Origin of the sequence: Paraburkholderia phytofirmans PsJN, assembly GCF_000020125.1 — a bacterium.
GTDB classification, from domain to species: domain Bacteria; phylum Pseudomonadota; class Gammaproteobacteria; order Burkholderiales; family Burkholderiaceae; genus Paraburkholderia; species Paraburkholderia phytofirmans.
The window spans coordinates 3,491,707-3,515,820 of record NC_010681.1 but is presented as its reverse complement, the minus strand read 5'-3'; the positions used below and the strand labels follow the sequence as shown (position 1 = coordinate 3,515,820).

The 24,114-nt window shown below is 61.3% G+C and carries 24 protein-coding genes and 2 tRNA genes; 9 read left to right on the top strand and 17 right to left on the bottom strand.

The window, feature by feature from the left end:
* Positions 1 to 117 precede the first annotated feature (117 nt).
* Both BPHYT_RS15495 and hemN read right to left on the bottom strand, forming a co-directional pair.
* Positions 118 to 202: transfer RNA gene (locus BPHYT_RS15495), tRNA-Leu, on the bottom strand.
* Positions 203 to 308: 106 nt separating this feature from the next.
* Positions 309 to 1,694: an oxygen-independent coproporphyrinogen III oxidase gene (gene hemN, locus BPHYT_RS15490; protein ID WP_012434087.1), complete on the bottom strand. Its 1,386-nt coding sequence runs from the start codon at positions 1,692 to 1,694 to the stop codon at positions 309 to 311.
* Positions 1,695 to 1,946: 252 nt separating this feature from the next.
* Here hemN and BPHYT_RS15485 point away from each other — a divergent pair, with 252 nt between their 5' ends.
* The 3 genes from BPHYT_RS15485 (at position 1,947) to BPHYT_RS15475 (ending at position 3,875) form a co-directional block, all read left to right on the top strand.
* A complete protein-coding gene (locus BPHYT_RS15485) occupies positions 1,947 to 2,249 on the top strand; it encodes a YkgJ family cysteine cluster protein (RefSeq protein ID WP_041759028.1) in 303 nt (100 codons plus the stop codon).
* Between the two features lie 114 nt (positions 2,250 to 2,363).
* On the top strand, positions 2,364 to 2,957 hold the full coding sequence (locus BPHYT_RS15480) for a DUF1439 domain-containing protein (protein ID WP_012434085.1): 594 nt from the start codon (positions 2,364 to 2,366) through the stop codon (positions 2,955 to 2,957).
* Positions 2,958 to 3,038: 81 nt separating this feature from the next.
* The gene (locus BPHYT_RS15475; RefSeq protein WP_012434084.1) at positions 3,039 to 3,875 is read left to right on the top strand and encodes an undecaprenyl-diphosphate phosphatase; all 837 of its coding nucleotides are present in this window, start codon (positions 3,039 to 3,041) and stop codon (positions 3,873 to 3,875) included.
* Positions 3,876 to 3,956: 81 nt separating this feature from the next.
* Here BPHYT_RS15475 and trmB read toward each other — a convergent pair whose 3' ends face one another.
* Positions 3,957 to 4,739: a tRNA (guanosine(46)-N7)-methyltransferase TrmB gene (gene trmB, locus BPHYT_RS15470; RefSeq protein ID WP_012434083.1), complete on the bottom strand. Its 783-nt coding sequence runs from the start codon at positions 4,737 to 4,739 to the stop codon at positions 3,957 to 3,959.
* A gap of 654 nt (positions 4,740 to 5,393) precedes the next feature.
* Positions 5,394 to 5,467, bottom strand: a tRNA-Gly gene (locus BPHYT_RS15465).
* A 305-nt stretch (positions 5,468 to 5,772) separates the two neighbouring features.
* Here BPHYT_RS15465 and BPHYT_RS15460 point away from each other — a divergent pair.
* Entirely contained in the window at positions 5,773 to 6,075 is a 303-nt protein-coding gene (locus BPHYT_RS15460; RefSeq protein ID WP_012434082.1) for a hypothetical protein, read from the top strand.
* Positions 6,076 to 6,220: 145 nt separating this feature from the next.
* Here BPHYT_RS15460 and BPHYT_RS15455 read toward each other — a convergent pair whose 3' ends face one another.
* Entirely contained in the window at positions 6,221 to 6,892 is a 672-nt protein-coding gene (locus BPHYT_RS15455) for a hypothetical protein (RefSeq protein ID WP_012434081.1), read from the bottom strand.
* Positions 6,893 to 6,898: 6 nt separating this feature from the next.
* Positions 6,899 to 7,960, bottom strand: a complete 1,062-nt coding sequence (locus BPHYT_RS15450) for a ParA family protein (RefSeq protein ID WP_012434080.1) — start codon at positions 7,958 to 7,960, stop codon at positions 6,899 to 6,901.
* Positions 7,961 to 8,959: 999 nt separating this feature from the next.
* Between BPHYT_RS15450 and BPHYT_RS15445 the strand changes: the two genes are divergently transcribed.
* Positions 8,960 to 9,856: a hypothetical protein gene (locus BPHYT_RS15445; RefSeq protein ID WP_012434079.1), complete on the top strand. Its 897-nt coding sequence runs from the start codon at positions 8,960 to 8,962 to the stop codon at positions 9,854 to 9,856.
* Positions 9,857 to 9,925: 69 nt separating this feature from the next.
* Here the strand turns inward: BPHYT_RS15445 and BPHYT_RS15440 are convergent, their stop codons facing one another.
* From BPHYT_RS15440 to BPHYT_RS15430, 3 genes are all read right to left on the bottom strand, one after another.
* A complete protein-coding gene (locus tag BPHYT_RS15440) occupies positions 9,926 to 10,489 on the bottom strand; it encodes a YggT family protein (protein WP_012434078.1) in 564 nt (187 codons plus the stop codon).
* 226 nt (positions 10,490 to 10,715) lie between these two features.
* Positions 10,716 to 11,036 carry an EthD family reductase gene (locus BPHYT_RS15435; protein ID WP_012434077.1) on the bottom strand — a complete coding sequence of 107 codons (321 nt, stop codon included), beginning with the start codon at positions 11,034 to 11,036 and terminating at the stop codon, positions 10,716 to 10,718.
* Positions 11,037 to 11,113: 77 nt separating this feature from the next.
* Positions 11,114 to 12,052, bottom strand: a complete 939-nt coding sequence (locus tag BPHYT_RS15430; protein WP_012434076.1) for a Rossmann-like and DUF2520 domain-containing protein — start codon at positions 12,050 to 12,052, stop codon at positions 11,114 to 11,116.
* 237 nt (positions 12,053 to 12,289) lie between these two features.
* Between BPHYT_RS15430 and BPHYT_RS38700 the strand changes: the two genes are divergently transcribed.
* The 3 genes from BPHYT_RS38700 to BPHYT_RS15425 all read left to right on the top strand — a co-directional run bounded on the left by BPHYT_RS38700 (position 12,290) and on the right by BPHYT_RS15425 (position 14,338).
* Entirely contained in the window at positions 12,290 to 12,451 is a 162-nt protein-coding gene (locus BPHYT_RS38700; RefSeq protein WP_007180743.1) for a hypothetical protein, read from the top strand.
* 372 nt (positions 12,452 to 12,823) lie between these two features.
* On the top strand, positions 12,824 to 13,123 hold the full coding sequence (locus BPHYT_RS37310; RefSeq protein WP_012434075.1) for a hypothetical protein: 300 nt from the start codon (positions 12,824 to 12,826) through the stop codon (positions 13,121 to 13,123).
* A gap of 249 nt (positions 13,124 to 13,372) precedes the next feature.
* Positions 13,373 to 14,338, top strand: coding sequence for a threo-3-hydroxy-L-aspartate ammonia-lyase (locus tag BPHYT_RS15425; RefSeq protein ID WP_012434074.1), 966 nt, complete (start codon positions 13,373 to 13,375; stop codon positions 14,336 to 14,338).
* 82 nt (positions 14,339 to 14,420) lie between these two features.
* Here BPHYT_RS15425 and BPHYT_RS15420 read toward each other — a convergent pair whose 3' ends face one another.
* Positions 14,421 to 15,098, bottom strand: coding sequence for a LysE family translocator (locus BPHYT_RS15420; RefSeq protein WP_012434073.1), 678 nt, complete (start codon positions 15,096 to 15,098; stop codon positions 14,421 to 14,423).
* Between the two features lie 53 nt (positions 15,099 to 15,151).
* The gene (locus BPHYT_RS15415) at positions 15,152 to 16,720 is read right to left on the bottom strand and encodes a UbiD family decarboxylase (RefSeq protein ID WP_012434072.1); all 1,569 of its coding nucleotides are present in this window, start codon (positions 16,718 to 16,720) and stop codon (positions 15,152 to 15,154) included.
* A 607-nt stretch (positions 16,721 to 17,327) separates the two neighbouring features.
* Here BPHYT_RS15415 and BPHYT_RS15410 point away from each other — a divergent pair.
* Positions 17,328 to 18,509, top strand: coding sequence for a transglycosylase SLT domain-containing protein (locus BPHYT_RS15410; RefSeq protein WP_012434071.1), 1,182 nt, complete (start codon positions 17,328 to 17,330; stop codon positions 18,507 to 18,509).
* A gap of 106 nt (positions 18,510 to 18,615) precedes the next feature.
* Here the strand turns inward: BPHYT_RS15410 and BPHYT_RS15405 are convergent, their stop codons facing one another.
* From BPHYT_RS15405 to ribD, 6 genes are all read right to left on the bottom strand, one after another.
* Positions 18,616 to 19,812 (bottom strand): pyridoxal phosphate-dependent aminotransferase, encoded by a 1,197-nt coding sequence (locus BPHYT_RS15405; RefSeq protein ID WP_012434070.1) that lies wholly within the window; start codon positions 19,810 to 19,812, stop codon positions 18,616 to 18,618.
* A 149-nt stretch (positions 19,813 to 19,961) separates the two neighbouring features.
* Entirely contained in the window at positions 19,962 to 20,396 is a 435-nt protein-coding gene (gene nusB, locus BPHYT_RS15400) for a transcription antitermination factor NusB (protein ID WP_012434069.1), read from the bottom strand.
* On the bottom strand, positions 20,393 to 20,899 hold the full coding sequence (gene ribH / locus BPHYT_RS15395; RefSeq protein ID WP_006050161.1) for a 6,7-dimethyl-8-ribityllumazine synthase: 507 nt from the start codon (positions 20,897 to 20,899) through the stop codon (positions 20,393 to 20,395). Before ribH ends, nusB begins: the two co-directional genes overlap by 4 nt.
* A 49-nt stretch (positions 20,900 to 20,948) precedes the next feature.
* Entirely contained in the window at positions 20,949 to 22,085 is a 1,137-nt protein-coding gene (gene ribBA / locus BPHYT_RS15390) for a bifunctional 3,4-dihydroxy-2-butanone-4-phosphate synthase/GTP cyclohydrolase II (RefSeq protein ID WP_012434068.1), read from the bottom strand.
* A gap of 201 nt (positions 22,086 to 22,286) precedes the next feature.
* Positions 22,287 to 22,901, bottom strand: a complete 615-nt coding sequence (locus BPHYT_RS15385; protein WP_012434067.1) for a riboflavin synthase — start codon at positions 22,899 to 22,901, stop codon at positions 22,287 to 22,289.
* Positions 22,902 to 22,916: 15 nt separating this feature from the next.
* Positions 22,917 to 24,068 carry a bifunctional diaminohydroxyphosphoribosylaminopyrimidine deaminase/5-amino-6-(5-phosphoribosylamino)uracil reductase RibD gene (gene ribD, locus BPHYT_RS15380; protein ID WP_012434066.1) on the bottom strand — a complete coding sequence of 384 codons (1,152 nt, stop codon included), beginning with the start codon at positions 24,066 to 24,068 and terminating at the stop codon, positions 22,917 to 22,919.
* Positions 24,069 to 24,114: the final 46 nt, after the last annotated feature.

Below are 24,114 nucleotides of genomic sequence, written 5' to 3'. Positions count from 1 at the left end.
CTCGCGCCGTTTGAATCCCTTGAGGTTTTTTAGACGGGCCAGAAACGACAAACCCCGCGAGCAGCATGTGCTAGCGGGGTTCGAGGAAATACTGAAACAGCAGTCTTTCGAATTCTTTGGTGCCCAGGGCCGGAATCGAACCGGCACGCCTTGCGGCGGGGGATTTTGAGTCCCCTGCGTCTACCAATTTCACCACCTGGGCAGGTCTTGCAGCGCACGCGTCAGAAGCTGGCGCGCGGCGAAGACGCAGATTATGGCCGAAAATTCGGCGACGGGCAAGCCAGTTGCTTTCATCTGCTGCAAGGGCTTCAAACCGTGCGCGAAAATCGTTCGAGTGTCTGTTGGCCGAGATAGCGGTCGAACACCATCGCGATGTTGCGCACGAGCATGCGGCCGGCCATCCGCACTTCGAGCTTGCCCGCTTCGAGCGACACCAGGCCGTCCTGCTCGAAGCCGCGCAAACGCTCCAACTCCGGCTCGAACGTATCGGCGAAGCGGATACCATACGCCGCTTCGAATCCGTCGAAGCGCAACTCGAGGTTGCACATCAGTTGCGTGATGACGTCGCGGCGCAGACGGTCGTCGGCGGTGAGGCGCACGCCGCGTGCGATGGCGAGCGTGCCTGCATCGATCGCCGTGGAATAGCCCGGCAAATCCTTGACGTTCTGCGCGTACACGTCGCCGACTTTGCCGATCGACGATGCCCCGAAGCCGATCAGATCGCATTCCGCCCGCGTGCTGTAGCCCTGAAAATTGCGATGCAAGGTGCGCTGCGCTTGCGCGCGCGCGAGTTCGTCGGTGGGCAGCGCGAAGTGATCCATGCCAATGTACACGTAGCCCGCGCCTGTCAGACGCTCGACCACACGCTGCAGGATCGCGAGTCGCACTTCAGGTGAAGGCAGCGTGGCCGGGTCCATCTGACGTTGCATCTTGAACAACTGCGGCATGTGCGCATAGGCGAAGACCGAGAGACGATCGGGCGCGAGCGCGAGCATCGTGTCGAGCGTGCGGCTGAAGCTCTCGACCGTTTGATGCGGCAGTCCGTAAATCAGATCGACACCGATCGAGTGAAAGCCGGTCTCGCGCGCCGCCTGCATCACCGAGGCGGTCATTTCGAGCGGCTGAATGCGGTTGATCGCCTGCTGCACGATCGGATCGAAGTCCTGCACGCCGAGGCTCAGCCGGTTGAAACCCAGCTTGCGCAAATGGGCGATGGTATCGGGCGACGCTTCGCGCGGATCGACTTCGATCGAATATTCGGCTTCGGCGTCGGGCAGCAGCTTGAAGTGCTCGCGCGTGGCGGCCATCAGTTCGGCCGTTTCGTCATGCGACAAAAAAGTCGGCGTGCCGCCGCCCCAATGCAATTGCGATACCGGGCGCCGCGTGTCGAAACAGGCCGCCTGCAACGCCATTTCGCGTTTCAACCGGTCGAGGTACGGACGCGCATGGGCGCGATTCCTGGTGGCGACCTTGTTGCAGCCGCAGTAGAAACACACGGTGTCGCAGAACGGAATGTGGAAGTACAGCGAGAGATCCGTGGCCGACGCGCCTGGGTCGGCGGCGGCGCGTAAATAGTCGGCGGGGTCGAACTCGTCGCGGAACTGCAGGGCGGTCGGATAGGACGTATACCGTGGGCCGTTCGCACTGTATTTGGCGAGCAGGTCAGGGCGGAACAGCGTGCTGGCGATGGACATGAGGGACTCGAGGGCTGGCTGGCGGCCATCGGGAAAGAGGCGGACCGCCGCGATTCGCGCGACCAGATCGATCCGCGCGGGCGCCCCTTGCGCATGGCCTTTAAGATTTTTCGAGTTTACGCGAGTGACCATTCGCCCGATTGCGTAAAAAGGTCGCATGGAATGCGGTGGCACAATGCGGGTCTGATAGTGCATTGCCCGTTTTTGGGTTCAGGAAAAAATGTCGTGAGTGATGTGTCGAACAGCGCCGTGATGCGCGAGTCTCCGTTTCACGTGGCCGATCACGCGTGCCGCCCGGATTGCGGCGCATGCTGTATTGCGCCGTCGATTTCGAGTCCGATTCCGGGCATGCCGAACGGCAAGCCGGCGGGCGTACGCTGCGCGCAACTCCGCGACGATCTGCGCTGCGCGATCTTCGGTCAGCCTGAGCGGCCGGCGTGCTGCTCAGGTCTGCAACCGCAGATGGAAATGTGCGGCACGGATCGCGGCGAGGCGCTCGCGTGGCTCACGCAGCTCGAGATGCAGACTCGACCGAACGCACAACCGGCGGCTTAGCTCTAAACGCCCGCAAGCGAATCGCCGCCAGGCGCAAACCGCAACTGCAAAACCACAAGCTGAAAACAAACACCGCAATAGCATGCCCGAACAGATTTCCACAGGAGATTTCGCATGACTCGACCCGCTGCGCCGGCCCGGCGCCGCTTCCTGCTTGCCGCGCTGACGGGCTGTAGCGCGCTCGGCATCACCGTTTCGTTCTCGGCCTGCGCAACCTCGACCTTTCCGTTCATCCCTTCGCATTACACATTCTCGCAGCAGCAGGTGCAGGACGCGGTGCAGCGCAAATTCCCGTATCAGCGCACGGTTTCGCAAGTGTTCGATGTCGCGCTGACCCACCCGGTGGTCGGTTTGCTGCCGGACGCGAACCGCGTCTCGGTGAAGCTCGATGCACGCCTCGTGAGCCCCTTCATGCCGCAGCCGGTCGACGGCGTGTTTACGCTGTCGAGCGAACTGGCTTATGACGCCGCCAGCAAATCGGTCGTGCTCAAGTCGCCGAACGTCGACAACGTCAGCGTGAGCGGACAGGCGCAGGCCTATACGCAGCAGATCAATGCGGCGGCGGCGGTGCTCGCCACACAGTTGCTGACCAACTATCCGATCTACACATTCAAGCCCGAACAGCTGCAATTTGCCGGAGTGAATTACGAACCCGGTACAATCACCATCCTTACAAACGGCATACGCGTGCAAATCGTCGAAAAATGACGCGGCGCGCGGCCGGCAGGGCCGCGCGCTTTCCATGCCGGCCCTGTTCGTTCCGACTAACTAAAGCGATTAGGGGCAGGGATGGACTGGCTATTGGCTTGCAAGGCGCTGATTCTGGGCGTCGTCGAGGGATTGACGGAGTTTTTGCCCGTATCGAGCACCGGGCATTTGATCGTCGCGGGCAGTCTGCTGAACTTTACCGATGAGCACGCGAAAACCTTCGATGTCGTGATCCAGCTCGGCGCGATTCTCGCCGTGTGCTGGGAATTCCGTCGCCGTATCGGCAGTGTGGTGTCCGGTCTGCCGACCCGGCCGGATGCGCGCCGCTTTACACTGAACGTGATCATCGCCACGATTCCGGCCATCGTGCTCGGCTTGCTGTTCGAGAAATCCATCAAGGCGGCGTTGTTCTCTCCGGTGCCGGTCGCGTTCGCGCTGGTGGCGGGCGGTGTCGTGATCCTGTGGGCGGAGGCGCGTCAGCGCGCGCAAGGCGAGACGCAAGCGCGCGTGCAGAGCGTGGACGACCTGAGCGCGCTGGACGCGCTGAAAGTCGGCCTCGCGCAATGTTTCGCGCTGATTCCGGGCATGTCGCGCTCGGGCTCGACGATCATCGGCGGGATGCTATTCGGTCTCGACCGGCGCGTCGCCACGGAGTTTTCGTTCTTCCTCGCGATTCCGATCATTTTCGGCGCAACCGCTTACGAGCTGTACAAAGACTGGCACCTGCTTTCCGTCGATGCGCTCGGCACCTTCGCGATCGGTTTCGCGGCGGCGTTCGTCAGTGCTTTTGCCTGCGTGCGCTGGCTGTTGCGCTACATCGCCGCGCACGATTTCACCGCGTTTGCGTGGTATCGCATCGGCTTCGGGCTGCTGATCCTGCTGGTTGGTTATAGCGGCGCGTTGAGCTGGACAGAGTAAGCGCGTGCGTTTCGCTTGAGCCATGAGAAAAAGGTCCGCATTTGCGGACCTTTTTCGTTGCGTGGCGATTTCGCCGGGCGTTTATGCGACGCCGCGTTTGCGGAAGACGAGATCCCACACGCCGTGTCCGAGCCGCAATCCACGGCGCTCGAACTTCGTCACCGGACGGTACTCCGGACGCGGCGCGTAGCTGTCGGCAGTATTTTCCAGCGCCGGATCGGCGCCCAGTACTTCCAGCATCTGTTCGGCGTAGTTCTGCCAGTCCGTCGCGCAATGCAGATAGGCGCCGGGCTTCAGGCGCGATACGAGCAGCGCGACAAACTTCGGCTGGATCAGCCGGCGCTTGTGGTGGCGCGCCTTGTGCCACGGGTCCGGAAAGAAGATGTGCACACCGTCGAGGCTATCCGGCGCGATCATCTGTTCGAGCACCTCGACCGCGTCGTGCTGAATGATGCGGATGTTCGACAGGTTCTGTTCACCCATCAGTTTCAGCAGCGCGCCGACGCCCGGCTCGTGTACTTCGACGCCGAGAAAATCGTCGCCGGGACGATGCGAGGCGATCTCGGCGGTGGTCGCCCCCATCCCGAAGCCGATCTCCAGCACGCGTGGCGCCTCGCGGCCGAATACGGCGTTCCAGTCAGGCTGCTGCGGCGCGAAGGGCACCACGAAGCGCGGGCCGAGTTCGTCCATGGCGCGGCGCTGGCCGGTCGAGACGCGGCCGGCGCGCGTGACGAAGCTGCGGATGCGGCGTCGGTGCAGGGCTTCTTGTGGTGCGTTGCCGTCGGCGTTCGACTGGTGTTCGGTTTCGCTGGAGGGCGTCGGGAGGTCGTCCGGCAGGCCGGCGTCGTTTGGATCGTGGATCATCGTCGATGCTGCTACAAGGGTGAAGGGCTTCGCGGCTTGCCTCGCGTGCTGCACGGTGGCCGTCGGAGCTCGCGTGGTGTGGGGCGGCGAGTTCCGACAGGCGCGGCTGGTAAGCGCGAGGTTGACGGGTCGCTGTGCCAAGCCGCCGCTATGAGAAAAAAGCCGCCTTCATGGAGGCGGCTCGTGCTGGATTCTGCTGAAAGTGTCAGCGGAAAGTGGAGCGGGCGTTGCAAGTGCGCGTAAGGTAGCACAACCGAAAAGGGCGCGTCCAGACGGACTGCGGACGGCGGGAGCATGGATGTGGTGGGGAATATTACGTTTAAATAACGCAGGTATCCGCGCAATTGATTTAATCGGTTTGTAAGGTGTTTTCCTGAGCGCGATTATCTGGGCGAGTACCGATCAGTAGCGAATATGCGTGTCGGTGCCGGCGGTCTTACTGTCGTTCCAACTACTGGCGGCGCGGACTTCGTTATGAGGCGCCATTCGCGGCGGCGTCGTTACTCGACGTTTTGCTCTGCCCGTTTGCGCAAGCGAATCGAATGCCGGATTTGACAGTCAGGAAAGGTCTTTATGGGTAGAAACGAGACGAGCGGTAGAGTCAGATCCTTTCGCGAATTTGCCCGGTTGCTCAAGAGCTAATCAGAAAGTATCTGGAGCGGGCGATGGGAATCGAACCCACGGCTCTAGCTTGGGAAGCTAGGGTATTACCATTATACGACGCCCGCGCAGCCGCGTATTTTACAGGGGTTTCGGCGCGTTGGGGAGTAGGGATCGTGTGAACTGGCGTGAAAAGTGTATGCACTTCGGAAATTCTTGCTGGCATCGTCGGAAAATGGTGCGCAGAGGGCGGAATCCCCCATAGATCAAAGGGATAGGAGAGAGGTAGGTGAGGGTGACGTGAAAACTGTCACTGTTGCTCGTCCGATTCCGCGCTGGACGCCGTCGTGTCGGTCGTGGTCGCTCGCCTGCCGTTGCCTTGAAGGTCGATCTGCTGGACCCTGGACGCACTTTCAACGAATGGAGTGCGAGTATGGTTGATCAGAAGCAAGGGGCGGCGGCCAAAGACGAGAAGTTGGGTAAGCCGGTTGTCGCCGATGTGAAGGCAAATGCCGGTACTGGGACGGCGAACGATACCGCAGCGAAAGCGGCACCAGCTACACCGACAAAGATGGAGCTGGTAACCGAAATCTACAAGCGGATGCGGACGGTCAAGGACGTGACGCGAAAAGACATCATCGAGAAGTTCATCGCCGACGTTAAGCTAACGAAGACCGGTGCGAGCACATACTATCAGCTGATCAAGGACAAGCACGAACCGACGGGAAAGAAGTGATGTAGCGGGTCGATTAAATCTTGCCACGAAGCTTCTACTGTATTTTTTTGAGGATCAAGTCGTTTCCCGCTGATGCTTGGCGGGGACATCAGCGAAGCCCGAGGTCTGAGTGGTGGACCGAAAATGCGCGAATCGAATTTGTCGATTACAAGATAGCAAACCTTGGTCCAGATAAATTGGTTCCTAGTTTGTGATCGGCATAACGTGCTAGCCAACGCATCTTTTCTTGCACAGAGGCATCGCCATTTGGTGATGCTGCCATCACTGTCTGAATCGCTGCGGAGAATTTCTCCTTTTCGTTCTGGTTGTCTATTGCAAGATAGTCTATGAATGAAATGCCATCTTCCTCTTGGATCAGATTCAGCGTTCCGATTTCTACCGTCGGGTGGGCGAGCTGAAGCAAGTTTTCCGAGATGACTATCCGAGGGTGTTTAGCTTGCGTGCTTTCGAGACGGTAAGCATCAATTAACCCTTTGCTAAATAAGAATCGATCCTTGACAAAGTGCTTCCCAAATGTCACCCCGCCTCTGCATAGAAGCCCATCGAGAAGAAGCGAACGCTGCCAAGCAGCTATCGTTGAGATGAAATCGGCTAGGCACGCAAGATCAAACGGTCGGCTCAGTACGATTGAATCGGAAAACTGAGTGAGGCCGGAGTCTAAATCTTTGCTAAAGAGAGTCGCCGCTCGAAGATGCGCATCATACAAAATCTCCAGGTATTTAGGGGCGTGAGATGATTCGCAGTCGATCCGTACCATCTCGGAAAAACCCAGAAGATCTATAAATGCCACGAAATGGCTGGCAAGTTGCAATGGCATTGTCGATTAACCCGTAATAGAAAGACGAGCGGCAAGTTGCTCAAGACATTCCTTGTACGTCGCCATTCGTTTCTGGGCGTCCGTCCAAGTACCACCTGCCCACGCAACGCCCGATTCCGTTACTAACGCCGTATCTTCCTGCATGATACCGAACACGGGCTTCCCCACCTCCTGCATGAGAGGGGATAATGTGCCAAAGTCAGGAATCTGTGCAGCGATGAATTCCTCAGGGTTCAGAGAACAAAGATTTCTTTCGGGTGTCGATTGTCTCGCCAGAGCGGGGACTAGGTAGTTCGTGATTTGCTCCGGAATGCGTTTCATCCAAACATCAAAACCTGCTTTGGGCTTACCTTTGTAGATCTTGAAGAATTGAGATATCACGCCACAAAAGATTGGAAGTCCATGTCGTACCGGGAGTGAATAGCTTTTGTACGTCTCGCGAATTTGAGCATGCTCCTCAAGCCATCGAGAGACGATGGTTGATAGAGTGCGAATGGCTTGGACATTAAATCGGTCCGGTGCGACAGGAACAAAGAACGCGTCACACGCTAAGAAGAATGAACGTGTTAGCGCGCCAGCACTTGGGCCGAGATCAATGAATACATAATCATATTTCTTGGCATCTGCGAGGCGCGTCAACATGTCGCCGATGGCGACGTATGTGCGCATCAGGTTCGTGCGAGCAGCGAATCGTTGGCTGTGTGCTTCGCCAATATCATCTTCGATCGACGTGAGATCGACACTGCCTCGGATTAGGTCTAGCCCCGCTACCAGATTTACGGTCTCGATAGCATCGATATTTACCGCAGCAACCTCGCCCTCGATCCGCGGTTTGAGCGCGTCGAGGATGCTCGTTCCGGGAAGCTCTTGAATAATGCCGGTTTTTTCCGCGACCGCGTCCAATTCTTGAATGACCCTTCCCAAGCATAGTTCCGTCAGGTTGCATTGTGAGTCCGCATCCACTAACAACACCCTTTTCCCCTGAGTTACGAGAAGATGGGCCAAGTTGAAAGTGGTGGTGGTCTTGGACACACCGCCTTTATGGTTGTATAGAGTCACAATCGGCATTTGTCACCTTTATTGACAGTGGTCATCAGGATTCTACTTCTTGGTGCGGGAAGGCCAACCTGCAAAGTCAGTCGATCCGACTTCTATGACTGTTCGTGACTCTGGTAAAGCAGAGCAAACGTACTGCTGATTGGGAACTGACAGGGCGCGTTTGCTAAATATGTCGTCAGCTTTTTGCTGCTGCCCGTGGGGTGAAAACTGGCATCGCCGTCAAACCCGTATGACACGTGGTTTTCAATGGCGCCGGCTGGAAAATCACATCCAAAACCCGCGTGAATAGTGGGTTTGCTCAAGCCGTTGCAGCTTGGGAAGCTAGGGTATTACCATTATACGACGCCCGCAGAGCATGGCATTCTACGCGGGTTTCACGCGATTTGGCAAACGTGGATGTTTGCGGCCAGCTTAGGCGTGTGCTCGCTGCGGGAGCGGGTGCGGTGTTCCGCGCCACGACGCACTTGCCGCACCAAACCGCCCGTGTGCAACGGCTAATTGCGTGGCTCGCCCGTTCGATTGGCTATCTCCCTTACGGTTGCTTTTGACGCCCATGAAGTGTCGTCGCCGTTGGCAGGCGCCGCAACTAAGTGGAAAGGCAGGCACCGCCCGCTGCCGCGCAAAGCTCGGAACTAGCCGATTAGCGCTTCGATTGCCAACCAGAGCGAGAAAATTGAATGCCGCCAGAAGCCCATATAAATACAAGACCAATCAAATAGATACGCGCTTCCCGCTTCGATTTTTTAATTCGTTATGCATGATATTTCGTCAGTATCGATTCAGCGGTCTCCCAAAAAGTTCGAATAAATACTAAAGCTTGTCGGAATGCCGCCGTTTACTTCTTTAGCGCCCTTTCAAGAAGTTACAAGAATTCGTTCGGTTGGCTTCTGTCAAGTGGATTTTTGGAATGATTCAGCGAATCGGCGCTGACAGCAAACATCGAGATCAAAATGACCAATGGCGTGACAGTGCCAATCTGATTGGCGGCACACTCGCCCAAAAACAAAAATGGATATGAAAATCAAAGCTAAATTGACGTTGTCCCTGCTCGCTTCGCTCGCTCTGGCAGCGTGTGGTGGCGGTGGCGGTGGCGGCGACGGGGGTAATTCGGCGGCTGCGCCGTCGGCCGGCAGCGCTTCGGCGCCAGCCGTCGCTAGCGCGCCCGCTCCGGCTAGCGCGCCGGCCTCTTCGTCCTCCCTCAGCGGCGAGCAACTGCCGAGTCTGTCCAGTCCGCAGAGCGGTTCGGCTGCGGCCACGGGCAACGGCGTAGAAGGGATCTGGACTAGCCAGTTCGGCATCGACAAGACCACGGCGCTGGTCGATCCGCAGGGCAACATCTCTTACCTGAATACGGTAGGCGGCATCGGCTTGTCGGAATTCTTCGGCGTCATCGCGGCCGGTGCGCCGAACTGGACGCTCACATCGGGTACGGCATTCATCGGCGGCTTCTATTATCCGACGACCTCCGGCTCGGGCACCTTCGTGAATAACCAGACGTTCACCGGCAGCTATGTCGAGAACAGCAACACGGTGAACCTGTCCTGGAACTACGACGCGGCGAACGCGCTCGCGGTTACCCAGTCGAGCGTCGCGGGTACGTGGGCGGAAACCGGCTCGTCGCTGACGATTGCAAACGACGGCACGCTGAGCGGGACATTGAGCAACTGCCCGGTCTCCGGCACCTTGCTGCTGGCCACGCCATCGTCGAGCAAGAATCTCTACACGTTGAACGTGACCGGCACGACCGCATCCTGCACGTTGAAATCGGGTGCGACATACACGGGCAATGCCGCGATTACGTTCCTGCCGATCACGGGCAGCAACCTGTACGTCCGCACAATTTTCTTCATGATCAAGACAGCGACCAACGACACGGTCGCCTACGGTCAATTGACGAAGCAATAAGCGACGCATGAAACAAAGCCGCCGCCTGTTTGACGGGCGGCGGCTTGTGAATGTTCGCTACCTGTGCGTTCAGATCACGAAATAAGTCAGTTGAACGGCCGCGCGGGTGACCACCATTAGCAGCACCTGCACGATCACGAACAGCAGGATCGGCGAGAGGTCGATGCCGCCGAGTTGCGGCACCACGCGGCGCAGCGGGTTCAGAAACGGCGCCGTGAGCTGGTACAGAATCGGCATAGCCGGCGAACGCGGATTGAGCCACGACAGCAGCGCCATCAGGATCGTCAACCAGATGATCAGATTCAGCGCCCACTTGATCAGCGTCAGCACCGCGACGATCAGCAGCGTCGGCAACAGCGAGAGCGGATCGGCGCCGGTCAGCACCACCATCAGCACCACATACACGATGGCCGCCAGGAGGGCTGCGACAAGGCTTGCCCAATCGATCTTGCGCGTGCTCGGCAAGATATGCCGCAGCGGCAGCACGATCCAGTTGGTGACTTGCAGCACGGCATTCGTGACGGGGTTGTAGGGCGGCATGCGCACGACCTGCAGCCATGCGCGCAGCAACAGGGCCGCGCCGAACAGCGTGAAGACGGTATTGAGCAGAAAACGGGCGATATCGCCAAACATCTCGTGTCCTTATCCTTCGAATAACGACCGCAGACCGGCCGCAGGGTGCCGGCGCTTTCCGAACGGCGCGCCGGCGGTTTCATTTAATTTCCCGCGCCCTTTCCGCACTCGGGCGCATTACGCGTCGTTTGAAGCGGTTGCGTGGTGTCGCGATGCCACAGTTTGCGGGCTGCGCTCAACGGCTCACTGTATTAAAGGCCGCGGTTCGTCCCGCTTCCGCGCGGCATCACACGGAAATCTTGATCTCGCTGATCAGAATCGCGCCGTTGCCACCGTCCGTGTAGTTGGGAATGTCGGCCACCAATTGCTCGGAAGCCGGTTTAAAGACTTTATAAAAATCGTTCGCGCTGTCGAACAGGAAGTGGCCCGCGGCGACGTACGGCGGCGGTGTTCCAGGCGGCCCAGCATTGATGCCGACGTCGACCGACCAGCCCTTCAACGACGGCCCGAACAGCTTCGCCGCAAGCGGCATATGTGTGACGCAGTAATAGTCCACGTCGAAGTGGCCGTTTTCCCGATACGGATAGAGGATGCTGACCTTGATCATTGTGCGTTCTCGTCTGTTGGTCCCGATGCGCGGCGCTGGCGGATTGCGCGCGGCGCCGGACGTCACATTATCACGGCTTACTTGACGCTTGCACCTGCCGCGGCCTGATTCAGCGACCGGTTGAGCGATTCTTCCACGGCCTCGGAGATGGCGTCGATCGCGGCGGGCGGCGTGACACGGCGTTCGGCCAGTCCGACCGCGCGCCGCGACATCAGCCCGTACAGCGCGGCGTGGTCGCCGCCGAGGCCTTCCAGCAGCGCTAGCTGTTTCTGAACCACGCCCGTGTCGCCGCGCGATACCGGGCCCGCGAGCGCATTGGGCAAACCCTTGTCGCGGGCGGTTTCGATGGTGCCGGAGAGCATCGGCAGCAGCGCGCGCAGCGCGTCGTCTTCGGCAAAGCCCAGCGTGCGCCACAGCGCGACGCATTCCGCGAGGCTGCACAGCGCGAAACTGGCGGCGTAGTGCGCGGCGGCGTGATAGAGCATGCGACCGCCCGCCGGAATCGACAGCGGATGGCAGCGCAGCGCGACGGCGAGGGCTGTCAACGTGTCCTTCAGGGCGCCGTCGGCCTCGATCGTCACGGAACAACCGGCGATGCGCTCCAGATCGGCGAGTTCGCCGCTAAAGAGGTACAGTGGATGAAACCCGCCGATCGACGCGCCCTGATCGCGTGCCGGGGCGAGCAATTCGACCGGCGAAGCGCCGCTGCAGTGCACGAGCGCCTTGCCGTGCGCGCCGGCCGCGTCGTCCGGGCTGAACCGGAGTGTGTGCGCTGACGTACCGATGCTGTCATCGGGAACAGCTAAAAAGACGATATCGGCGGCGTCGACAACCTGTTGTGGGTTCTCCACTGCCGCGCAATGCTCGATTTGACTGGCAAGCCGGCCGGCGGATGTCGCCGAGCGACTTGCCACCGCCGTGACCGGATAGCCGGCGCGTGAAAAGCTCAGCGCGAGGCAACGCGCGAGCCGGCCCGCACCGATAATGCCGAGGCGCGGCAGAGAGGACTGGGACATGGGTGCGTGCTCCAGACGGAACATTGGGAAAGCAGAAGTATCGCGCATCCGCCACGCTCGCGGCGCGGCTGAACGTCGGCTTTCCCCTGATCAGTGCGCCCGCGATATGGCGCGCCCGGCCGGTCATCCGGCGGCATGCGCCCCGCTGGCAAGAAAACTGCTCACAATTCTTCAAAGCCGGTTTGGCAGTTGCTGTTCTGGGTATTTCGTCTCGCAGTCAGATTCGGGAGGTTCACGATGAATATTTTTTCTTACCGAAAGCACTTGCGGTTCCTGACGCATGCACAGCGCCGTCGCTGGTGGGACCAGAAAAAGCGCCTGACGCCGCGCGTGCGGATCAGCGGCGCTTATGTGCCGCCCAGCGTGTCCCGCGAGTTCGCGTATGTGAAGGTCGGCTGACGTCGCGGCCCTTGCAGGTAAGGAAATGCCCGGTCTTCGGCCGGGCATTTTTCGTTTTGGAGCGCAATTGGGCGCCGTCAGAATCGAAGCTAATTTGTAATCAAAGATTACCGTGAGACGAATGCTTCAAGCGCTGCTACGTGAATTGCGGCGCGTTGCTTGCGTTTTGTCACGCGCAATCCCTGAGTTTTCAGCGCATTGCGAAGCCCATGAGTCGCTTAAGGCGTCCGCGAGAATTGCGACGTCTTGCCGCCAATTGCAATTTGCAACAAATGCGAACAGATAGGCGCGGTCTTTTTCGATACATTGATTTCATAGCATGCAGGGCATGCGAAGTCGGCGACCTTGGTGGGCCGCGCTAGGAGAATAAAAGTGAAAAAGATCGTTCCGTTTGTCGTTGCCGCAGCACTCGGCTTGGGACTTGCGGGTGCCGCTCAGGCGCACGTTTCCGTAGGTATCGGTATCGGGGTTCCGATTGCGCCGGCTTACCCGGTTTATGCCGCGCCGCCACCGGTGTACTACGCGCCGCAGCCGGTTTATGCGCCGCCGCCCCCGGTCGTTTATGCACCGCCGCCAGTCGTGGTGGGCGGATATTATGGTGGTTATGGGCGTCCTTATTATCACCATGGCTATTACCGCGGTTATTACGGTCATGGCTACTATCGCCGTTAATCGCGGCACGTAGCGTTTTCGTTGACGGCGTAACGCCGGCTTGATCGCCGGGTTACGCCGTTTGTTTTGGGTTGGCGGCTTGTCATGCAGTCAGTCCGGTGCATTTTGCCGGAAAGACGGTTTGAATTCGCGCCAGTCGGACAGGGCGAAGAGTCGCCGGCACAGAAGCTCACTTCACGCGTGACGTTCCAAACCTCTGCCGAAGCTGGGAGAATGGCTGTTTCGCCACCGCTCTGGAGAGTTTCGCCGATGCAAGCGCTTCCCGCTCCCACTTTCGACGACGTACTCGACGCCGCTGCGCGTCTGAACGGCGTCGCCCACCGCACTCCCGTTCTAACCTCGAGCACGTTCAACGAGCGCACCGGGGCGTCGGTGTTCTTCAAGTGCGAGAATTTTCAGCGTATGGGCGCCTTCAAATTTCGCGGCGCCTATAACGCGATCTCGCATTTCGACGCGGAGCAACGCAAGGCCGGCGTACTGACGTATTCGTCGGGTAACCATGCTCAGGCGATCGCCTTGTCGGCACGTCTTGCCGGCATCCACGCGACGATCGTCATGCCGCAGGACGCGCCGGCGGCCAAAGTGGCGGCAACCAAGGGCTACGGCGGTGAAGTGATCACCTACGACCGCTACACGGAGAACCGCGAAGAGATCGGCCGGCGGCTCGCCGAAGAGCGTGGCATGACACTGATTCCTCCGTATGACCATCCGCACGTGATTGCCGGGCAAGGCACGGCGGTGAAGGAGTTGATCGAGGAAACCGGCCCGCTCGACATGCTGTTCGTGTGTCTCGGCGGCGGCGGGCTGATCAGCGGCAGCGCGTTGGCCGCGGCGGCATTGAGCCCGGCGTGCACGGTGATCGGCATCGAGCCCGAAGCGGGCAACGACGGTCAGCAGTCGCTGGCGCGCGGCGAGATCGTGCATATCGACACGCCGCGCACGATCGCCGACGGCGCCGCCTCCACGCATCTCGGCGACTACACGTTCGCGATTATTCGCAAGCTGGTCGCGCAGATCGAAACGGTCAGCGACGCGCAGTTGATCGAAACGATGCGCTTTTTTGCCCAGCGCATGAAGATCGTGGTGGAGCCGACGGGCTGTCTCGCCGCGGCCGCGGTGCTCAACGGCATCGTGCCGGTGACGGGCAAGCGTGTCGGCGTGGTGGTGAGCGGCGGCAACGTCGACCTGGAAAAGCTCGCGCAGTATCTCGCCTGATACATCGTGCAAGCAGGCGCTGTCGCGCTCGCCTGGCTTGGCGCTCAATCGAAAACGGCTCGCCAACGCGAGCGTTTTCACGTCAGCTTGCCACGTGCGCGGTTTGCACGATCAGATCGCGATACCCGTTGACGATCACGCTGTACGAGAAGTACGCAAACAGCAGCGCGGACAGTACGTGACAGGCGCGCAGCAAACCGGTGCCTGCGCGTTTGCGCCCGTGGCTGCCGAGTCCGCAGATAAAGATGGTCCAGCACAGGCCGCCGAGAAAGAAGCCGCCGAGAAACACCGGCGCGGTCGTCACGCTCGTGGCGCCGGCCTTCGCGATCAGCGCGCCGCCGACCGCGGCGAACCACAAAATCGCCGATGGCGACGACACCGCCAGCAAGACGCCGCGCAAGAAACCGCGCCACGCGGACAGATGCGGCGCATTCGCGTCCGCCTCGCCGGCCACTGCGGGCGCCGTCGCCGGGAACATCGCTTCACGCGCCATCTTCCAGGTCAGGAAGAGCAGGATCCCCGCGCCGCCGATCCACACCACCCAGCGCACCGATTCGAACTGCAGCAAGGCCGCCATGCCCGCAAGCGCGAGCGCCGCGTAAATCAGATCGCCGATGCATGAACCAAGGCCGAGCCAGAAGCCCGGTTTGAAGCCATGCGAGAGCGTCAGGGAAATCATGGCGACGTTCACGAGACCGATATCCAGACACAGCGACAGCGACAGAAAAAATCCATCCGACATCATTGAAAAAGCATGCATCCGCGCAACGGCTCCGATAGCTCTGTTATTTCAGTCTCGTTATACGGTTTGCCTCAGAGGCCCAACTCGTTCCACAAGGTGTCAATGCGCTGTTTGACCGCGTCGTCCATCACGATGGGGCGGCCCCATTCGCGATCGGTTTCCCCGGGCCACTTGTTGGTCGCGTCGAGGCCCATCTTCGATCCGAGGCCGGCCACGGGCGAGGCGAAATCCAGGTAGTCGATCGGCGTGCGATCCACCAGCACCGTGTCGCGCGCCGGATCGATGCGGGTGGTGATCGCCCAGATCACCTCCTTCCAGTCGCGGATATTCACGTCCTCGTCGACCACGACGATGAACTTCGTATACATGAACTGCCGCAGGAAGCTCCACACGCCGAACATCACGCGTTTGGCGTGGCCGGGGTAGCTCTTCTTCATCTGCACGATGGCCATCCGGTAGCTGCAGCCTTCGGGTGGCAGATAGAAGTCTGTGATCTCGCTGAACTGCTTTTGCAACAGCGGCACGAACACTTCGTTGAGCGCGACGCCGAGCACGGCCGGTTCGTCGGGCGGTTTGCCGGTGTACGTGGAGTGGTAGATGGCGTCGCGCCGCATGGTAATGCGCTCGACGGTAAAGACGGGGAACCACTCCTGCTCGTTGTAGTAGCCGGTGTGGTCGCCGTACGGGCCTTCCAGCGCATGTTCATAGGCCGCCGACGCGCCCTTGACCGGACGCGGCGGCGCGCCTGCGGGAGCGGGCGAAGGCGCGCCTTCCTGCGGATAGATGAAGCCTTCGAGCACGATCTCGGCGCGCGCCGGCACCTGCAAACCGTCGACGCCCGGCGTGATGCACTTAGCCAGTTCGGTGCGGCCGCCGCGCAGCAGCCCGGCGAATTGGTATTCGGAGAGCGTGTCGGGCACCGGCGTGACCGCGCCGAGGATCGTCGCCGGGTCGGCGCCCAGCACGACGGCCACCGGATACGGCTTGCCGGGGTTCTGCAGCGCGAACTCCCGAAAGTCGAGCGCGCCGCCGCGATGCGCGAGCCATCGCATGATCAGTTTGTTACGTCCGATCAACTGCTGGCGATATATGCCTAAGTTTTGTCGGCTCTTGTTCGGGCCTTTTGTAACGGTCAGGCCCCATGTGATTAGCGGGCCGGCATCGCCGGGCCAGCACGTCTGAATGGGCAGCCTGGCGAGGTCGACATCGTTGCCTTCCCAGACGATTTCCTGGCAGGGCGGCGCGCTCACCGTTTTGGGCGCCATGTCCCACACGGCCTTCGCGAGCGAGAACAGTTTGCCGGCGTCCTTGAGACCCTTCGGCGGCTCCGGCTCCTTTAATGCGGAGAGCAGCCGGCCCACGTCGCGCAGCGATTCGAGTGCGGCGCCGTCGCCTTCGCCGGCTTGCGCATCCACCCCCATGCCGAGCGCGACCCGCCGAGGCGTACCGAACAGGTTGCCGAGCACCGGGAACTCATGCTGTGCCTTGCTTTCGAACAGCAAAGCCGGACCGCCGGCGCGCAGCACGCGGTCGCACAACTCGGTCATTTCCAGGACAGGCGAGACGTTTTGCGAGATGCGGCGCAGTTCACCGATCGTCTCGAGACGGCCGACGAAATCGCGTAGGTCTTTGTATTTCATCTGGTGCGGTTCAGTGCCGCGCAGGCGGCGGAAAGGGGAGGCGCGGCAGGATTTAACGGCGCCAGAACGATTGTCGATTTTACCTGTGTTGGCAGGCGCACGTAGCTCAGCCAAACGACCTAGGTGAGACGGGGGAATCGAGATCGCTCAAAAGGCGCGCGCCGCGCGGTTTTGGACGGTCTGAACACCGTTCATTATTACAATTAGTTATACATTTGCCTATCTATAGTGTTGACGATCTATAAAACCCTGCATAGAATCCGTCCACATTGGTTGCAGGGCGTGAACCTTTTTACCACTGCCCCCGGTCCCATCAGACGCAACGCGTCACCGCTTACCGAGTCCCTGCACGGTATCTAACGGTCTTATTGATGTCCTCGCCAGCGCCAACTGACGCTGGTTTTTCGCGTGGGAGCCACCGCCCGCATGTTTTTTTGACATGCCGCAGTCCTCTTTCAGGACGGCTCCCCACAAACGGTATTTGCCGTTTTCCCGACGTCGCTGCTGCCCTAACCAGACAGAGCGCGCGATGTCTTGACTCTGCGAACGTGCCTCACCGCCTCTTCATCCGACGGGGTTCGCGGATCATGCAACATGGGAGATCTGAATGAACGCCTGGTTATCGTGGCGTCCCGATGAGCGTATCGCGCAAGTTGTGCGTGGTGCGCTGCGTCGCGGGACGCGAATGAGTCATCACCTGTTCAGCATCGTCGGCGGTATCGCGGTGGTGCTGACAGTCGCACTGTGGCTGATGCCGGCCCTGCGCGGCACGCTAGCCGCCAAGTTGATGCCGGTCATCTCCGCCGCTGTGCAAGCCGGTCCCGCCCGTCTGCTTCAGGGCAACCCGCTGCCGGCTTTCGGACCGCCCGCGCGCGCGTCCTCGGACGACTCGCTGACCGCCAACACGAACGGCCCCGATGCCGTGAGCGGCACGAACAACGGCAACACTGTCACCGCGGGCAACTCCGGCTTTGACAACGCATTCGACACAGCCGGCTCGACCGGCATGGGCGTCGCAGCGCTGAACGGCCTCGACCCGCGCACCATGCAAAGCGTTACCGCGCTGGCGAGCCTGATCCCGTCGCAACGCGTATCCGCCGACGCACGCGACGACCGCGTCCTGATCTCGACCCGCGAGCAGGACCTGGTTGCGTCATTTCTGGCACGGCGCTATCGCGTCGCTCAGGAGCCCGTTAGCGAGCTCGTGAAGGCGGCGTTCGACACCGGCCGCGAAGTCGGTCTCGATCCGTTGCTGTTGCTTTCAGTAATGGCAATCGAGTCGGGCTTCAACCCGTACGCCGAGAGCGGCGTCGGCGCACAAGGCCTGATGCAGGTGATGTCCAAGGTGCACTCGGACAAGTTCCAGTATTTCGGCGGTCAGAGCGCGGCGCTCGAACCGGTCGCGAACATCAAGGTGGGCGCGCTGGTGCTGAAGGATTGCATCGCACGTGGCGGCTCGCTGCCGGGCGGTTTGCGTCTGTACGTCGGCTCGACCTCGCCGGACGACGGCGGCTACGGCGCCAAGGTCATGGCCGAGCGTGCCCGTCTGCGTGACGTGGCGCGTGGCCGCAAGGTGCCGATCAACGCACCGCAGGCGCCGGTTTTGACGGCGTCGACCAACACGGCTGCGCCCGCCAGCAGCAATGGCAAGCGCGTGCAGGTGACGCTCGAGGGCAGTCATCAGTTGAGCGCGGCGACACCGGTCAAGGCGCCGGTTTCCGCCGAGCAGGACGATGCGAGCGCCAACGCGACGAAGCATGTGGCGTCGGCGTCTGAGCTAGGCGCTTGAGGTTGGAAGCGTAGACTTGCGGCTCCATGCAGGAGCGGCAACAAAAAAGGACACCCATCTGGCGTGTCCTTTTTTTCGTCTGGCGACTGAGAGTGAGCTGCTTCGCTCAGGCTTTGCCGAACAATTTCGCCAGCCGGTCGACGGCCTCTTCCAGCTTCGGATAGGCGGTCGCGTACGACAGCCGGATGTAGTCCTTCGGCGCATGCGTGCCGAAATCCATGCCCGGCACCAGCACCACGCCCGCGTCGTGGAGCATCGCCTTGGTAAGCGCCGCGCTGTCGCCGGCCGCGGAATGCGCAACCGTGCGGCAATCGGCGTACACGTAGAAAGCGCCGTCGGGCATCACCGGCACGGAGAAACCGAGCGATTCCAGAGCCGGCGCGATGAAGTCGCGGCGACGCTTGAATTCCTGGCGCCGCGCTTCGTAGATCGCGATCGTTTCCGGCTCGAAGCAGGCGAGCGCCGCGTGCTGGGCGAGCGCGGAAGCGCAGATGAACAGATTTTGCGCGAGTTTTTCGAACGCGCTGACCATGCCGGGCGGCACCACCAGCCAGCCCAGGCGCCAGCCCGTCATGTTGAAGTACTTCGAGAAGCTGTTGACGGTGATCACGTCGTCGCCAAACGAGAGCGCCGACACGGGCTTCGCGTCGTAGCTCAGCCCCTGGTAGATCTCGTCGACGATGGTAAAGCCGCCACGCGCCCGCACGGCCTTGACGATGCGCTCCAGCTCAGCCGGTTCGATCGACGTGCCGGTCGGGTTCGACGGCGACGCCAGCAGCACGCCACGGGTGTGCTCGTTCCAGAGGCGCTCGACGTCGGCGGCGGTGAGTTGGAAACGTTCGGCCGGGCCGCTAGGCACCATCACCGGCCTGCCTTCGGCGGCGATCACGAAATGGCGGTTGCACGGATAGCACGGGTCGGGCATCAGCACTTCGTCGTCGCGATCGACGAGCGCCGCGCAAGCCAGCAGCAACGCGGCCGATGCACCTGCGGTAACGACGATCCGCGCCGGATCCACGTCGACGCCATAGAAGTCGGCGTAATGCGCCGAGATCGCTTCGCGCAGCGCGTGCAGACCGAGCGCGCTGGTGTATTGCGTGACGCCACGGCGCAGTGCGCTCGCGGCCGCCTCGATAACCGGCTCGGGCGCGGTGAAATCGGGTTCGCCGATGCCCATATGAATGATGTCGCGGCCGTCGCGCTCAAGAAGCGCGGCCTCCTTGGCCAGTTCCATCACATAGAAAGGCTGGATGGCGTCGACACGCGCAGCAAGCCGCACCAAGGGTTCGGTCACGGAGTTCATACGATTAAATCCAGTCAGAAGCAAAGCGGGACGACGTTCGACGCGAGTGCTTATGCTCGAAACGGCGTCCTTGCAGGCGATTCATTCGCGCCGCATCCATTCAGCGAGGCGCATGACGGCAATCAAGCTGCCAGCATCGCGCCTTGCGCTCAACGCTTGCGAGCGGCCTGCGTCTCATCCACGCGCAGTTGTGCCGACAGCTTGTCCAGCACGCCGTTCACGTACTTGTAGCCGTCCGCGCCGCCGAACGTCTTGGCGAGCTCGACCGCTTCGTTGATGACCACGCGATAAGGGATGTCGACGTGATTCTTCAGTTCAAACGCGGCTACCAGCAGCACGGCGCGTTCGACCGGCGAGAGCTGCTCAATCGGACGGTCCAGACACGGAGCGATTGCCGCGGAGAGGGCTTCCGAATCGCGGATCACGCCATGCAGAATGGCGTCCAGATGTTCGTGGTCGGCCTTGTCGAAGCCTTGCGCGCCGCGCAGTTGCGCGTCGATTTCACCGCCGGGCGAGCCCGACAGCAGCCACTGGTAAAGCCCCTGCGTGGCCAGTTCGCGGGAGCGTCGGCGTGCGCTCTTCATGCCTCTTCCTCTTCTTCGTCTTCTTCTTCGTCGTCGCCGCCGAGTTGTTCGAGCGCGACGGCGAGATTCGCCATTTCGACGGCCACGCGCGCCGCGTCACGACCCTTTTCGGTCATGCGCGCGACGGCTTGCTCGTCGTTTTCGGTAGTCAGCACCGCGTTCGCGACCGGAATGCCGAAGTCGAGGCCGATGCGCGTGATGCCCGCGCCGCTTTCGTTCGAGACCAGTTCGAAGTGGTACGTTTCACCGCGAATCACCGCGCCGAGCGCGATCAGTGCGTCGAATTGCGCGCTTTCGGCGAGCTTTTGCAGTGCCAGCGGGATTTCCAACGCGCCCGGCACGGTGACGAGCAGCACGTCTTCGCCGGTCACGCCGAGGCGTTCGAGTTCTTCGATGCAGGAGTCTGCGAGGCCATTGCAAACGGGCTCGTTAAAGCGCGCCTGGACGATGCCGATACGCAGTCCGTCGCCGTCGAGGTTCGGTTGGTATTGTCCGATTTCCATGTGAATTCCGTAGTGTTTTGAGTGGGCGCGAAGCGCGTGAATGGTCGGATCAGCCGTGTTGCGGAGCTTGTGTCTCGCCGCCTGGCATCGGCACGAAGCCCGTGACTTCGAGACCGTAGCCCGACATGCTGCCCAGCTTGCGCGGGTTCGACAGCACCTGCATCTTGCCGACACCGAGCTCACGTAAAATCTGCGCGCCGATGCCGTACGTCTTGAAGTCGACCGGGCGGCGTTTGAGTGCGTCGGCTTTTTCCTTCGAGTCGAACGCCTTGAAAACGTCGATCAGATGGTCCTTCGAGTCGCCGCAGTTCAGCAGCACGATCACGCCGCAGTCGCGCGCGGCGATTTCTTTCATGGCTGCGTCCAGCGTCCACGAATGGGTGGATTCGCCGACTTCCAGCAGGTCCAGCACCGACAGCGGTTCATGCACGCGCACCAGCGTGTCCTGATCCGTGCACGGCGTACCGCGCACCAGCGCGATATGCGGCTGGCCGCTCGGCTGGTCCAGATACATGACCGCGCGGAATGCGCCGCGCGCGGTCTGCATGGTGCGCTCGCAAATCCGCTCGACGATCGACTCGGTGCGGCTGCGATAGTGGATCAGATCCGCGATCGTGCCGATTTTCAGACCGTGTTCGCTGGCGAATTCCATCAAGTCCGGCAGGCGTGCCATCGTGCCGTCGTCCTTGATGACTTCGCAGATCACCGCGGCCGGCGTGAGCCCGGCCAGTTGGGTGAAGTCGCAGCCCGCTTCGGTATGGCCGGCGCGCACCAGTACGCCGCCGGGCTGCGCCATGATCGGGAACACATGGCCCGGCTGCACGATGTGCTCTGCCTTGGCGTCCGGCGCGACCGCTGCGGCGATCGTGCGGGCGCGGTCCGCAGCCGAAATGCCGGTGGTGACGCCTTCGGCCGCTTCGATGCTGACCGTGAACGCGGTGCCGTACTGCGTGCCGTTGCGGTAGGTCATGAGCGGCAGATTCAGCAGCTTGCAGCGTTCCTGCGTGAGTGTCAGGCAGATCAGACCGCGGCCGTAGCGGGCCATGAAGTTGATCGCTTCCGGCGTGACGAATTCGGCGGCGATCACGAGGTCGCCCTCGTTTTCGCGGTCTTCTTCGTCGACGAGGATCACCATCCGGCCTGCTTTCAGTTCGGCAATGATCTCTAGAGTGGAGGCGAGCGTCATGTTGGCGAGAGTTTCGAAGAAAGCGCGTATTTTACGCCACGCGCGGGCCCAAGTCGCCTCCGCCGAACGGCATAGGCCATTTGGTCGACTGGCGATGAGCCGTCCGCCGTTGCTATGCTCGTTGAAAACGATGGCCGCATGAACCGGCCGGAGGCGGTGAGGCGCCGCCTCCGACTTATGCATAGCCGGGCTTGCGGCCTGTTATTTCGGCGCGTTGAGCATGCGCTCGACGTAGCGCGCAATCAGATCGATCTCCAGATTCACCTGCGTACCTTCACGCAGGCGCTTGAGCGCGGTCACTTCGACCGTGTGCGGAATCAGGTTGATCGAGAATTCGCAGCCATCGTCGCGATCTTTAACCGAGTTGACGGTCAAGCTCACGCCGTTGACAGTGATAGAGCCTTTGAACGCCAGATAGCGGCCGATCTCGCGCGGAGCCAGCACGCGCAGTTCGTGCGATTCGCCGACCGGCGCGAAATGCGTGACCGTGCCGAGGCCGTCCACATGGCCGGAAACGATATGGCCGCCGAGCCGGTCGTGAGCGCGCAGCGCTTTTTCGAGATTGACTTCGCCGGTCTCGCCGAGGCCCGCCGTGCAGTTCAGGCTTTCGCGCGAGACGTCGACTTCGAACGAGTGGGCGGTCTTTGCGACCACGGTCATGCAGGCGCCCTGAATGGTTATGCTGTCGCCGAGTTGCACGTCGTCGAGATCGAGGCCACCGGCTTCGACGTTCAGGCGCACGCCCGCGTCGCCGTCCGTGCCGAGCGGTTTGACTGATTCAATGCGGCCCACGGCCGCGACGATTCCTGTGAACATCGTACTAATCCTCGATCATTTCGAAACGGGTGGGGTCGCGGGCTCGTTGCCGGGTCCGGGTTGGGGCATAAAGCGCGCGAGAATCCGCACATCTTCGCCGATCCGGTCGACCGCATGGAAGTTCAGTTTGACGCGGCCCTCGAGCGTTTCGGGCGCGCTCAGATTGAACATACTCATCGAATCCATGCCGAGCAGGCTCGGCGCGAGATACACGAGCAATTCATCGACGCAGCCTTCGCGCAGCAGCGAGCCGTTCAGCTTGTAGCCCGCCTCGACATGCAGTTCGTTGACGTTGCGCTGGCCGAGCACTTTGAGCACCGCAGGCAGATCGACCTTGCCGGCCGGGTTCGCCAATTGGACGATCTCCGCGCCGCGATCGCGCAACGCGGCGGCGCGATCGGTATGTCGCCCATCCAGATTGCCGCAGAAGATCAGCGTGGATGCGCCGGCCAGAATCTGTGCGTCCGGCGGCACGTCGAGCTGGCTGTCTATCAGTACGCGTTGCGGCTGGCGCGGCGTATCGACAGCCCGCACCGTCATGCGCGGATTGTCCTCCCTGACCGTGCCGATGCCCGTCAAAATCGCCGACGCGCGGGCGCGCCAGGCGTGGCCGTCGGCGCGCGCCGCTTCGCCAGTGATCCATTGGCTGTCGCCCGAAGGCAAGCCGGTGCGTCCATCCAGCGAGGCCGCCACCTTCATGCGTACCCACGGGCGGCCGCGTGTCATGCGCGAGACGAAGCCGATATTGAGTTCGTGCGCTTCGTGGGCCAACAGTCCACAGCGTACTTCGATGCCGGCGTCGCGCAACATGGCGAGACCGCGCCCGGATACCTGCGGATTGGGATCTTCCATTGCCGCGACAACACGCGCGACCTGGGCTTCGATCAAAGCATTCGCGCACGGCGGCGTGCGCCCGAAATGGCTGCACGGCTCCAGCGTCACGTAGGCCGTGGCCCCGCGCAGATCGTGACCGCGCGAGCGGGCGTCTTTCAGCGCGCGGATCTCGGCATGGTCCTGGCCGGCCGGTTGCGTAAAGCCTTCGCCGATCACCTCGCCGTTCTTGACGAGCACGCAGCCGACCCGCGGATTCGGGTCGGTGGTGTACATGCCGCGCTTGGCCAACGCGAGCGCGCGTTCCATATGGACGAAATCGGTTTGCGAAAACATCGGTGTCCGGTCGGGTACGGTGGCTAGGCTGTAATGGGTTTCGGTT